Here is a 13283-nt window from a genome sequence, read left to right on the forward strand (position 1 = left end):
TAGCAGACGAAGCCCAAGCCAATCCCAAAGAAGACCCGAACAAAGAGCAAAGAAACACCAAAGAAAGACCAAGTAAGAAGCAACGAATATGTGCATATGATTTGCCTTGAGAGCTCAGTATTCGTTGATAGATCAATACAAGCATTTGCACTGTATTGTTCGGTCTTTTTTGTTTGAACCGAAATCATCTATTAGTTTTTATAATCCACAGGTAAATCATACCCTCTTTGGTTCCTTAAAAGACTTAGCGGTGGTAATCCAATTTCTTTTCTTCGTGCATCTACCTCATCAATGTTCTCAATCGGCGTAACAATTCTTTTGTTTTGTTTACCCATTTCCCAATACGATCCATAAATCTGTTTTTGACGGATTATGGCTCGGTGTCTATCGATAACTAAGGCCATGTTAAAAGGTGGATACTTGAGGTCTAATACCGCTTTTTTCATTAGTGGCGTCAAAATTTCAATATTTTTGGCATCCTCAATCCCATTATTCAAAGTATGTAATAATAATATAAAGATAGCGTTTACGCCATCCATGCCAACAGTTTCAAGATTCGGGAAACCTGTTCTCGAAATAATTTCCTTGATTACCCTCATATTAGCCGTGTCACTAGCAAAAATAAGAGAATCGGCTTTTTTGTATTCAATAACTCCCAATAAGGAACGCAATGCCTGATCCTTTTCCAACATATTGAGTAAAGTTGTACGGTCCTCCAAATGAGCTATTTTGCTTAGATGTTTTTGACGAAGAGAATCGTAGGTTTTTCTCCAATTGGTATGCTGTTTTAAAAAACTATTCACATTACTGTCAACCTCTAGCATTCCTAAAGAAGCACCGTTTAAAATAGATTGCTTTAAATATTTTTCTGCTGTTTTATTGTCTTTTACTTTTAGTGATAATTTTACCAATTCTATATCAATAAACGGATCTATATCACTAATCTTGACCATTTTTCGATATAACAAATAAGCTTCAGGTGTCTTCTTTTCAAAAATTAAACTATCTGCGGTATTCTTTAAATAAAAATAGGAACTGCTTTGTTGAGCTTTCACATGACAGGAAATAAAAATTAAGAAGAAGATAAAAAATGGCTTAAGCATATGTTATATTTATATACCTAAATATAATATATTGTCATTAATAATAAGAATGTGTTTTTTATTCATCTGGTTGGAAAAGATAAAATGTATTGAAAAATAACGATCCTATTAAAAATTCTCTTTTTTAACTAAATCTTGACCAATAGTGGTGTATCAGTTAATTGAGTGAAATCAATGAAATACGACGAATATTCTTAAGTTTGCGGCATTAACCTGTATTATATTCAAAAAGTGATTCAATTTAGTTTAGACACTCGGTTGAAGTTCCCACTTTAATAGTTATAGCATAAAAAGCTTATTAATATCAAATGAACACAAATAGATTATTGTTATTTTTATTATTGCTATCCGTCACATTGAAAGGCTATGCTCAAGAAGCATTTGAAGGCGAAATTATTTATCAAAATAGCTTTCAAAGTAAGAATTCAAGCGTCACTAGTGAACAAATGAAGATTCTTCTAGGTGATAAGCAAGAATATTTTATTAAATCGGGGAATTATAAATCGTGCACAAATGGTGTCGGTATAACAATGCAGTTATATATTGGTGAAACCAATAGACATTACAATAAGACGAGCAGATCCGACACACTTTATTGGTTTGATGCCGATGTGAAATCAGATGCAGTTATAAGTTATGAGCTCGTTAAGAATAAAGAGAAGATATTGGGGGAAGATTGTGATGCCTTGATTTTAAAGACGCAAGGTGGGCAGACAACCTATTTCTACACATCAAAGTACCCTGTTGATTTTACGAAGTATCAGATGCATAGTTATGGAAACTGGAACTACTATTTATCAAAAGCCAAGTCTGTTCCATTGAAAATTCTGGTCGATAATGAGCAATTCAAAATGGAATCGGTAGCTCAAAAGATAGAAGCGAGGGAACTTCCTGACGATTTTTTTGCAATATCAGTCGATACACCGATAAAGAAAACGAAATAAATCAACTTGGTCAGCAGACAGTAATCTTTTGCTAGGCTTTTTATGCGGTGTGCGTATGCGAACAATCTATTTTGAAACTGTTCGTATGCGCACATTTTCTTTTTCGTAAAGAATCTTGAAAATGCCTTTAAATGTGCTAAGAGGCACAAATGTTCTTATTGTAGCCACTGGTATAGTATTTGGCATGCAGCAGCTAAGATGGTTGTTATATTCACCTTTACATTTCCGCCATTCACCGATATTCAAATATCGTTGGTCTAAAGTCCATAGGCCAGAGATATATTGAACTTTAGTTTTGGATCAACAAGTAAGGGTATATAGACTAACAATAGAACAAAAAGATAGTATGAAAGCATTCGTAAAAACATTCACGGCAGCAGCTTTAATCTGCTTATCGTCAGTTGCCATGGCAGCTGAAAAACCAGCATCAAAACCAGAAAAAATTAGCATTAATCTTTCCACAGCAGACTTCGCTTTGCAGCATTATGTTGCTGTAACGACGGCTGGAGAATCTGTGGGTTTAGATCAATTATTTGCGGAAGATTTCAGCCAAAGGATCCAGGCTTCCAATATACAGACCTCCTACGGACGCCAGGCTTTGATTAAATCTTTAAAAAAACAGCAGGGAGAAATTCTGAACTGTAAAACGCATATCAAGATTGTCGAAAAATCCACAGATTATATGATTGCAAAAATTGTATTGAAATTTGACAGCTTTAGCATGACTGACCTAGTGACTTTAGTTTATGAGAATGGCAGTTGGCAGGTATCCAAGTCAGTCCATTCCTATCAGTAAGAACCGCTCTTTTATTTTTTCTTCTTGGCTCCATTATTGTATAAATTCAGTTGCCGATAGAGCAATGGAATAGCGTGTTTTGTTCTAAATCGTTGAAACGAAGCAACTATGAGGTGTAAATTACCGAATGTGCTTGAAATTCTTTAGTTTTGAATACACTAGTTAGGGATAACCCTATGTCTCCTCGGCAAAGGAACGTTTGGAACAATTCAGAAATACGGACGAACAATGATATTGAAAGAAAGAATCGGTCACAATTACCTGAAATACCTGTTTACTGGTACGCTTTCGGCTTTGCTGGTTACAGGTTATGCGCAGGAAGTGGGGAAACAACAGAAAGAAAAGAAAGAGAAACAACAGCAACAGCAACATAGTGTGCAAGGTGGCGGTGGAGAGGTTCAAACCATGGATTCGATTGATGTCGTACGCGATTACCGGCCTATGCTGGCCGATGCGGTCAAGGTGCGCCGCAGTCCGGATATGACGCATATCAACCGCGATGCTATTGAGACGGAGCTGCGTCAAATTGCCACAGCCACCTATTTAGCGCAGCAAAAATATAAACAGGCCTATTATCACGAATTGATGAAACGGCACCCAGACGCTTCGCAAAGTAATATCGATAATTATCGCATCAGCTATCTGGCTTATGGCGCTGGCGAATATAAAAGAGCAAGCGGTATGCTGGAGGCCATAAAACCTTCGGATGCCTTTTATCAGGGGGCGATCATGACATTGGGCCATATCGCTCTGGAGACTGGCGACAAGCAAGCCGCACGAAATGCTTTTGTCAAAGCGACAAAACTGGATTTAGACCAGCAAGTGAAAGCCGATGCGCTATTTAACTATGCTAAAATCTTGTTTGCAATGGACTCCACCCAAGCGGCACAAAAAGTCCTCGAGAAATATATCGCCCAAGAAGTGAAACCTGTCGATCCAGGTTCAAAAAGAAAGGAAAGTGCCGAAACACTATCCGCTGAAATCCTACGTGGGACCACCAACTTCCATGCTGGTGTTAGTATGCTGGAATCGTTAAAAGAGCGCGGTCGGGAAGTCAATGCGATCTATCAAAAGGTCACCTATTACCGCGGACTTGAGTTTTATAACGAGCGTGCTTTCGAAAATAGCATATCCATGTTTATGCGATCTGAAAAGTTTCCCGTCAATGCTGAAATGGCCGCTCTTGCGACCTATTGGAAAGCAGAGGCCATGTATGAAGTGCGCAAATTTGGTGAAGCCGTAGAAAACTTCTCCCAGTTTCTGAGCCTGCCCGTTGCTCGGAATAGCGACCTGTATAATTATGCAAATTATGGGTTGGCGTATGCGGCTTACCGAAACAACCGTTTTGAACTGGCGGCCAATTATTTTGAACGCTTTCTGACTGCTGGAGGAAATGCGGTGGATCAAAATATACGCTATGATGTCATTGCACGTCTGGGCGATTCCTACCTGTGTCTGCGCGACTACAGCCGGGCCAACAAATACTACGATCAGCTGATCAACAGCAAAGCGCCCAATCAGGATTATGCCTTATTCCAGCGCGGTGTTTTATTTGGTCTGCAAGGCGACAATGAAACCAAGCTCAGTACGCTGCGGTCGGTGTTGAAACAATTTCCATCTTCGAACTATGCAGATGATGCGGCCTTTGAAATTCCCTATACTTATTTCACGATGGGTGATTATAGCCGTGCGATCGAAGGGTTACAGGCAATGGTCGAAAAGTACCCTCGTAGTAGTTATATTCCCCGCGCCTTAATGACCATAGGACTCGTGCAGTACAACAATGATGAGCCCGAAGCGGCGAAAGCGACTTTCCAGAAGGTGGTGGAGAAATACACCCGAACTGCCGAGGCGGAGCAGGCGATGCGTTTCATTGAAAACATCTACCTCGATCAAGGGGATGCTTCGAGCTATATTCGTTACGCTGTCGGTACCAATGTCAGTAATCTGAGTCCCGCAGAGCTAGATAACATGGCTTTCCAGGCGGCGCAGTCGCTATTCGCCAGGGGAGAATATGGGGCGGCTGTAGAAGCGATCAACGCCTATTTTGATAAATTTCCAAAACCCAGACAAGAAAAATTCGCCCGCTATATCCGTGGAGTGAGTTCGTACCGCACCGGGCATCCACAGGAAGCACTGCATGATCTGAATATCATCCTGAACGACTGGACGAGTAAATATTCAGAGAATACCTTGCTGACGGTTGCTGCGCTATATTTGGATCTTAAAGAATACAATGAAGCCATTGTGCACCTCAAAAAATTGGAGCTCAACGAAGAATATAAAAAGAACTATGGCTATGCGGTAACGAACCTGATGGTGTGTTACTTCGAACTCGGCGATATGGAGCAAATGGCTAAGTATGTGAGTCTGGTCAAAAATTACAACGGGGCAACCGAGGAGGAAATAGCGAAAGCGCATTTGTACAGTGGAAAAGCTTTGTTGAAAGAAAAAAATGTAGCGTCTGCCATGAAAGAATTCAACCTGGCTGCGCTGAAGAGTCAATCGGCTATCGGCGCAGAAGCACGGTATCGCGTAGCGCTTTTGCAGTACGATAACAAGGAATATGATAAGGCGCTGGAAACAGCCTTTGATGTGATTAACAATAGGGAAGCGCAAGAATACTGGGTTGCCAAGAGCTTCCTGGTACTTGCTGATGCCTATGCGCGCAAAGGCAATGCTTTCCAGGCGAAGAGTACCTTGAAAAGTGTGATTGACAATTATGACAAAAACGATGATATCGTGCCTGCAGCGAAAGAACGCTTACAGAAGTTGAAGTAATACTTCTGAAAATTTGGCATACGCCAGATGTGATAGAATTTTTCATTTCTTTCGAATGAAGAGGATCGTATGGAACATGAACCTAAAAAGCCCGAGAACAATCGGGCTTTTTACATTAAATAGACTGCTATAAATCTGATAAGAAACCTCCCTAATAGTTATAAACGGTATAAAATCCAAGAAGAAGAGCTATTTCTTTATCACTTAGTCTCCATAAGTGAATGATTTTATTCACATCGTCCTCCATAGCGGATTAAATCCTAATTTTTGTACAAAAACGAACCATTTCTGAACAAATCAATACCATAGCGGTAGCCTGTCGTGGCTAATTTTGTACCGTATCCCAATAAATCAGTTTTGTTGAATCAGCACACTAAATGATAAACTATAGAAGTCGCTGGCACAACAGAAATAAAATAACCAATAGACTTGAAAATATGTTCAAAAACGAAATGATAAACAAACAGCTATTCTCAAATTGGATAATAAATTTTTTTTTAACGCTTTTATTGTGCACTTCTGGATTGCTTGGTTTTTCTCAAAAAAATAAAGGGAAAAGCGGTTCGGGCAACACCGGGTATATTTTATTAAAGCCAAAATACGATGGTCATTCAGTCTTGCGCAATCCTTTAAATGGTTGGGTAATGTATGCTCCCCGTAATGCCGATGATACGTATTGGGATATCGAATATTTTGTGCCAGCATTGGGTAAAAAGGTAAAGGTCATTGATTATGCTTCGGCATGTTATGTACGCACGAGCTGGTCTTCGCTGAATCCCAGTGACGGTGTTTATGCCTGGGATGATCCAAACTCTAAAATAGGAAAGCTCCTTAAAGGCGCACAAACGAGAGGGTTGCCCATAGCGCTCCGTATTGTGGTAGATGGTCGCGACCAAGGTCAAAATACACCCAAATTTGTGTTCGACCTCGGAGCCAAATATTATTTGGAAAATGAAAATCATCCCGATAGGCAAACACCTTATCCTCAGGATGCGGTATTTAGAAAATACTATACCAAATTTATCACAGCTTTGGCCAAGGAATTTAATGATCCTGAAAAGACCTCTTTTATTGATGCCTATGGCTTGGGGAAATGGGGCGAAGCACATTATGTTGTTTATGAAGACCCCAAAATGGCGACACCCGAAAGTACTGAAAAAATAAAGGAAGAAACCCTGGACTGGGTGACCAGCTTATATGCTAACACATTTACAAAAGTTCCTTTGGTTATCAACTACCATCGTCTGGTCGGTCATCCCGAAAGTTGGGGCGCAGTCAACCCGAATAGTGAACGCTTATTGGATAAAGCTATTGATAAGGGGTATAGCCTTCGCCAAGATGCTTTTGGCATGACTGGCTATTACCAGAATTGGGAAAAGGATTTTGCCAAGAAATGGAATTTTAAGCGTCCTATCATTATGGAAGGAGGCTGGATTATTGCCCCAGGTAAGCACCGTTATTGGACAGACCCCAGTGGAAAATATAGAGAAGGTCATGACGAGGATGTGAGGAAAGGTGAGTTCGACCTGTCGGCCGAAGCCCATGTCAATATGATGGACTTTAGAGCGGGGGGAGAAACTGAATCCTGGTTTAAGTCCTTTGATTTGGTTCAACGGTTTATTACAGAAGGTGGCTACCGTGTATATCCAGACCAAATCAACCTCCCTCAAGATATCAAGTCGGGAAAGATAGCGCAAATCGCCCATCGTTGGCAGAATATGGGCTGGGGCTATTTACCTAATAATATTCCACAATGGAACTACAAATATAAAGTTGCTTTTGCACTGTTAGATGCCAATGGGAATGTTAAAAAGATTTTTGTAGATCGTCAGAGTGAACCGTCTGCTTGGCTGAAAGGTACTGCTGCGAGTTATAAATTAATTGCAAAAGTAGATCTACCTTCAGGGATATATAGCTGGGCAGTCGCCATTGTTGATACGACCAAGGAAAATAAGCCGGCAATTCAACTTGCCCTTGATGGAGATTTGACGGCTCAGGGTTGGACAAAGCTTTCGGCATTGCAGGTAAAATAGAAAATTTTATTAACAACTAACACCTATTATGATAAAGCTGATCAATCTATCTTTGATATTGTCCCTTTTTTTTAGCCTGATAACCTCCAACCTTGTTGCACAGCAAAATATGGCCAATGTGTATGGTAGGCGAGCTCAATCCTTAAATGGAAAGTGGGACGCTATTGTAGACTTATACGACCAGGGAAGAAAAAACCAAATCTATCTGAATAAAAAAGCCGAAAACAAGACTGATTTTTATGAATACGCTTTCGAGAATGGGCTCCGTTTAAATGTACCTTCAGATTGGAACAGTCAAATGCCTGAACTTAAATATTACGAAGGTACCATCTGGTATGGGCGTAAGTTCGATGTAGTGAAAGAAAATAACGAAAGGTTGTTCTTGTATTTCGCTGCGGTAAGTTACCGTTGTCGCATATATCTCAATGGACAAGAGATTGCACAACATGAAGGTGGTTTTACCCCCTTTCAGATTGAAATAACAGATGCAGCTAAAGAAAACGATAATTTTTTGGCAGTTGAGGTAAATAATAGCCGGCAGGTTGATGCCATTCCGGCAATGGCCTTTGATTGGTGGAACTATGGCGGTATTACCCGAGATGTCTTTTTGGTAAGCACGCCAAAAGTTTTTATCGATGATTATTTTGTGCAATTGGACAAAACCAAAGCCGATAAAATCAATGCGAAGGTCAAACTTTCGGAAACGATGGCCAATTCCTCGGTAACTATCGAAATACCGGAACTACAACTAAAACAAACGCTTAAAACAGATGCTCAGGGGGAAGTAAAAACTTCATTCCTATCGAGAAAAATCAAACGTTGGTCGCCTACTGCACCCAAACTGTATAACGTGAAGATTTCAACGCGCGACGATCAAATAGAAGAGGAAATAGGTTTTCGCAATATTTGGGTAAAAGGGGAAGATATCTTCCTGAATGGCGAAGCTATTTTTCTCAAGTCCATTTCATTTCATGAGGAAATACCTCAGCGCAAAGGTCGTGCTTTTTCACAGGCAGATGCAGTGATGCTGCTTTCAGAAGCGAAAGCTTTGGGCTGTAATATGATTCGTTTGGCGCATTATCCACAAAATGAATATATCGTGAGAATGGCCGAAAAAATGGGTTTCTTGTTGTGGGAAGAAATTCCCATTTGGCAAGGCATCGATTTTGAAAATGAATCGACCAAAGAGAAAGCCGGTAAAATGATGCGGGAAATGGTTGCTCGAGACAAAAATCGTTGCGCACTAGCTTTTTGGGGAGTAGCCAATGAAACCCAACCATCCGAGCCTAGAAATGCTTTTATCAGGCATTTGATTGCTACATGCAGAGGCATTGACACGACCAGGCTTATAACCGCTGCTTTTGATCTTGTTCGTTTCAATAAGGAGAAGGAAACCTTTGTTATGGATGATCCTTTTACGAAAGAATTGGACGTCGTAGCTGTCAACAAATATTTAGGCTGGTACCACTCCTGGCCAGTTTCTCCTGATAAAGCAGTATGGGATGTGGCAAAAGGCCAGCCTTTAATTATTTCTGAATTTGGAGGCGAGGCGCTGTATGGCAAAACGGGCGAAAAGGATGTCGTCAGTTCCTGGAGTGAAGATTACCAAGCGACTTTGTACAAAAACAACCTCGAAATGTTTAAGCATATTCCAAACCTGCGCGGAACTTCACCTTGGCTGCTATTTGATTTCCGTTCGCCGTTCCGTTTTCATCCGACCAACCAAGATGGCTGGAACCGCAAAGGATTGATCTCAGACCAAGGCTACCGAAAGAAAGCCTGGTTTCTGATGAAACATTATTATGATAATAAATAAGACTTCAATTACGAAACCGAGCTTAAAGAGGAGTACCACAGTGACACAATTTTTTCGATGCCTACAAAAATAATATACTGAAAAGAATGAAAGCACCTAAACTATCGAAACACAAAATGGATAAATACAGGATAAGCATTTATAAATACTTTAAAATGATGTGTCTAATGGGGCTTTTCCTGCAGGTAGCCTTGTTAAAGGCTCAAGATGCTATCGATTTATCAGGCACTTGGGGGTTCCAGACGGATGTGATGGATTTCCGTAGAGGCTCGCTGTCCCCCCGCTATAATCATCTTTTGCAAGAAACAATTAAGCTTCCCGGTATTACCGATGATTATCAGATAGGCTATAAAAATCCCTATAAATATATCGACCGTCTGACCCGAAAATACGAATACATGGGACCGGCATGGTACCAACGTGATATTGAAATCCCTGCCGAATGGAAAGGGAAAAAAATATTCCTATACTTTGAGCGTACCCACTGGTTGAGTTCAGTTTTTATAGATACCAAGGAAGTCAGCAGTATCGATTATGTAAGTGTACCCCACAACCACGATCTGAGCTCATTTGTAAAGCCCGGAAAGAAGCATCGCATTACCATTTGTATCGATAACCGGTTTCAATATAATACACACAAATGGGATCATGCGCATACTGAATTTACACAGATTAACTGGAACGGTATTCTAGGAGAAATAAAACTGCTGGCCATAGACCCAGTTTATCTGGAAGATCTTCAGGTATATCCAAATATAGCCGATCAGTCCATAAAAGTAAAATTACGGGTAAATAATGCGACCAAAAAACAGGTAAAGGGCAAAGTGTCTTTCGTCATCGAGGGAACAAACTACAGCCTTAAGGATGAAGTTGCACTGGTAAGTACCGATTCGGTGAACTTCGTAGAGACCACTATTCCATTAGGTAAGCATATCAAATTGTGGGATGAGTTTAACCCAAACCTCTATCGTATAAATTGTCAACTGAATACCTCTGACGGCAAAAACAGCTATCGGCATGAAAAGGCTACCACCTTTGGTATGCGTGAAGTAAAACAAGGAAAAAACCATGTACTGCTCAATAATCGTCCCATCCATCTAAGAGGCAATGTAGAAAATGCAGTGTTTCCAAAAACAGGCCATGCTCCGCTCGACGATGCCTCTTGGGAACGAATCATGGTGCTGATGAAGACGTATGGCATGAACCATTTACGATTCCATTCATGGTGCCCGCCGGCGGCGGCCTTTCGCATGGCAGACAAACATGGAATATATTTTGAAGTGGAAATGCCTATGTGGGGCAAAGATGCCGAACCCGACGAGTCCAGATATAACTTCTTCCGTAGGGAAATTAAAGCTATTTTAAAAGAATATGGCAACCATCCTTCTTTTGTTCTGTACTGCAACGGAAATGAAATTACCGGGAATTTCGACTTTATCGAGGAGCTGACTGCCGAAGGCAGAAAAGCTGATCCCCGCCATCTTTACAGCGGTTCTACGGCAAGAACACGGGTTAAATCAGATCAATATTACGTTTCCCAGCAAACCAATAAAGGGCCGGTGAAGGTGTACGAAGGTCTGCCCGGTACCGATTGGGACAAGAATTTGGAATCTGATGTCGATGTGCCCGTCATTTCACACGAGTCAGGGCAACGTTGTATTTATCCAAATTTTGATGAAATAAAGAAATATGCCAACAGTCCCGTAGAGGCCCGCAATTTTGAAGTATTTAGCGATCTATTACAAAAAAATGGCATGTTGGACCAAGCAAAGGATTTCTTCAGAGCATCTGGTGCGTTGACCGTGCTGGAGTACAAAGCCGTGATCGAAGCCCTGTTGCGATCAGGTAAATCGGCCGGTTTTCAGCTTTTGTCGATGAATGACTTTCCGGGACAAGGGTATGCGCCCGTGGGGATCTTCGATCCTTTCTGGGATTCGAAAGGATTGGTAACAGCAGAAAAATTCAGCGAGTTTTGTGCGCCAACGGTCGCTCTACTGCGCTACGATAAAAGCAGTTTTTTCAACACAGAAACATTTCGGGGTAAAGCCGAGGTATATAACTTTAGCAATTCTGCACTTGAAAATGCGAAAATTAAATGGTGGTTGACCGATACCGCTGGCAGCGTATTGAAAAAGGGAACGCTGAAAAGGCAAACCATTGCCAACGAAAATGTATCGCCGGTAGGTGAATTTGAGATTTCCCTAAAAAATATCAGCACCCAAAAAGTTACGGTTCATCTTGCGGTAAACGATAGCATTAAGAATAGCTGGGACATTTGGGTATATCCAAAGCATCAACATCTGATGCAGTCTACAGCTAATGTATTGTACACCGATGTCTACGATGATGCTGCAAAAAGGCAGTTGGCCCAGGGTAAAACCGTGGTTCTTTATCCTTCTCCAGACCAGGTGAAAGGTCGAAAATCACTGTTTCACAATCATTTTTGGAACCCCATTATGTTTGCATGGGCACCGATGACCATCGGCAACCTTGTTCATCATAAGCAGGCCATGTTTAATGATTTTCTTACTTCATACCATACCGATTGGCAGTGGTGGGATATCCTGAACCATGCAAAAGTAATTGAAATGCAACATGCACCACAACAACTGCGTCCCTTTATACAGGTCATCGACAGCTACGACAACAACCAGAAATTGGGTATTGGTTTTGAAGCCAAACTGCACGGCGGGAAATTGCTGGTACTGGCATTGGATACCAAAAATGATATAGATAACCGTCCCGCTACCCAACAATTGTTGTACAGTATCGATAATTATGTAAAAAGTGAGAAATTCTCGCCGCAAGTGGCTGTGGACGAAACTTTTATTCAATCATTTTTAGAGAAATAAGAAAGATTTACACAATGGTAAGAACAATGATATTATCTATGATGACTGTTTTTTTTGGTCAGCCCCTCATGGCACAGGAAATTAGGTTGGAAGAGAAAGCGTCTGTAAACCAGGTTTATAATAAGGCTATCGAGGCGGAAAATGTATTATCCTTTAATGATTTGGACATCGAATCGGGCTATGTACTTTATCAGACCGAGATAAACACTGATGCGGAAAGCGAAGAGCTGGAATTGGAAAACGTACGCGATTATGCCGTGGTCTATGTCGATGGTAAGGTACAGGGTAGCCTGACAGATAAGAGTAAAAAACTAGCCATCAAAGCAAATCCAGGCAAACACTTGCTTCAATTTTATGTCGAGAATATTGGTCGGATCACTTACGGACCAGAAATTACAGATAATTCAAAAGGGCTGTTTGGCACCATTACTTTAGACGGAAACGACCTTCAAGACTGGGAAATGATCCCCTTAACGGTGCGTAATTATCCACTGAAGGATTTGGTTTTTGAACAAAGATCAGCTAATGACAGCCCCGGTTTTTACAAAGGTCAGTTCGAACTCAATCTGTCCGGAAACAAGTATCTTAATATGACAGGATGGGGAATGGGCGAGGTCTGGTTAAATCAAAAATATTTGGGATCTTACTGGGAGGAAGAAAAACAGCAGTCGATGTTAATTCCTTCGGAGGATTTAATACCCGGAAAAAATGAACTTGTAATCTTCGAACTCAAAAATAATCAGCAAAAGAAGATAAGTTTGTCCCCAACGCCTGTTTTTAAGTAAATTGGTACTGTGGGCTTCAAATGGATCTGAACAGCTGAAAAAGCGCTAAGGCCAGAATTTCGACGAAGCTCATTGCCTAATAGTATGATAATCGAAGTTTATAGAACCACTGATCAACAATTAGTAGCAGGATATTTTGATTGTAACTGGCCCACGTAAATCTTGGATTGAAA

General features: G+C 40.8%; 8 protein-coding genes. 7 read left to right on the top strand and 1 reads right to left on the bottom strand.

Annotated features, from left to right (window positions below; translation table 11 throughout):
• Window positions 1–191: 191 nt before the first annotated feature.
• The gene (locus K2F45_RS06335; RefSeq protein ID WP_248933173.1) at window positions 192–1103 is read right to left on the bottom strand and encodes a DUF6624 domain-containing protein; all 912 of its coding nucleotides are present in this window, start codon (window positions 1101–1103) and stop codon (window positions 192–194) included.
• A 308-nt stretch (window positions 1104–1411) separates the two neighbouring features.
• On the opposite strand from K2F45_RS06335, the gene K2F45_RS06340 reads away from it, so the two are divergent.
• The 7 genes from K2F45_RS06340 to K2F45_RS06370 all read left to right on the top strand — a co-directional run bounded on the left by K2F45_RS06340 (window position 1412) and on the right by K2F45_RS06370 (window position 13110).
• Window positions 1412–2047, top strand: coding sequence for a DUF4412 domain-containing protein (locus K2F45_RS06340; protein WP_248933174.1), 636 nt, complete (start codon window positions 1412–1414; stop codon window positions 2045–2047).
• A gap of 346 nt (window positions 2048–2393) precedes the next feature.
• Window positions 2394–2843 carry a nuclear transport factor 2 family protein gene (locus K2F45_RS06345; protein WP_088160531.1) on the top strand — a complete coding sequence of 150 codons (450 nt, stop codon included), beginning with the start codon at window positions 2394–2396 and terminating at the stop codon, window positions 2841–2843.
• 228 nt (window positions 2844–3071) lie between these two features.
• Entirely contained in the window at window positions 3072–5624 is a 2553-nt protein-coding gene (locus K2F45_RS06350; RefSeq protein WP_248933176.1) for a tetratricopeptide repeat protein, read from the top strand.
• A 452-nt stretch (window positions 5625–6076) separates the two neighbouring features.
• On the top strand, window positions 6077–7657 hold the full coding sequence (locus K2F45_RS06355) for a DUF4832 domain-containing protein (protein ID WP_248933177.1): 1581 nt from the start codon (window positions 6077–6079) through the stop codon (window positions 7655–7657).
• Window positions 7658–7685: 28 nt separating this feature from the next.
• Window positions 7686–9473 carry a glycoside hydrolase family 2 protein gene (locus K2F45_RS06360; RefSeq protein ID WP_248933179.1) on the top strand — a complete coding sequence of 596 codons (1788 nt, stop codon included), beginning with the start codon at window positions 7686–7688 and terminating at the stop codon, window positions 9471–9473.
• 86 nt (window positions 9474–9559) lie between these two features.
• Entirely contained in the window at window positions 9560–12325 is a 2766-nt protein-coding gene (locus K2F45_RS06365; protein ID WP_248933180.1) for a sugar-binding domain-containing protein, read from the top strand.
• Between the two features lie 38 nt (window positions 12326–12363).
• Entirely contained in the window at window positions 12364–13110 is a 747-nt protein-coding gene (locus tag K2F45_RS06370; protein WP_248933182.1) for a hypothetical protein, read from the top strand.
• Window positions 13111–13283: the final 173 nt, after the last annotated feature.

This window comes from Sphingobacterium siyangense (assembly GCF_023277505.1).
Taxonomy (GTDB): Bacteria; Bacteroidota; Bacteroidia; order Sphingobacteriales; family Sphingobacteriaceae; genus Sphingobacterium; species Sphingobacterium siyangense.